Below are 477 nucleotides of genomic sequence, written 5' to 3'. Positions count from 1 at the left end.
GACGTCGTCCGGCTCGGCGCGAAAGCCGCCGCCGAGCGCGGCGACGAGCTGCAGCGACTGGTCCGCGCGCTGCGCGCGCAGCGCGGCGACCTCGCGGCTCGCGACCAGCAGTTGCTGGCGCACGACGAGCGCGTCGAGGTAGCTGCCGACGCCGGCCCGGTAGCGCGCGTCCGCGAGCCGCCACGCATCGGTGGCGGAGTCGAACGCACGCTGCTGCGCATCGGTCTGCACGGCGAGCGAATCCAGCCGGTGCAGATCGTCGGCCACCTCGCCGATCGCACCGATCAGCGTCTTGTTGTAACCGGCGACCGCGAGGTCGTATTGCGCGTCACGCCGGCGCAGCACGCCGCGCCGCTCGCCGCCGTCGAAGATCGGCAGGCTCACGGCCGGGCTGACGTTGTAGGTGCGCGATGCGGCCTGGAACAGCGATGCGCCCCCGCGCGTCGCGAGCCCGATCAGCGCGGTGAGGCTGACGTT

Annotated in this window: 1 protein-coding gene; it reads right to left on the bottom strand. The window is 73.4% G+C overall.

The genetic code is table 11. The features are described 5' to 3' along the window. Positions 1–477: TolC family protein (locus tag ABY44_RS00305; RefSeq protein WP_431640707.1), on the bottom strand; the 477-nt coding region annotated here is incomplete at both ends.

The sequence above is a fragment of the Burkholderia sp. ZZQ-2 genome, assembly GCF_050768715.1.
Classification (GTDB): Bacteria; Pseudomonadota; Gammaproteobacteria; order Burkholderiales; family Burkholderiaceae; genus Burkholderia; species Burkholderia cepacia.
Note: the sequence above shows the minus strand (reverse complement) of the source record. Positions and strands in the feature narration are given on the sequence as shown.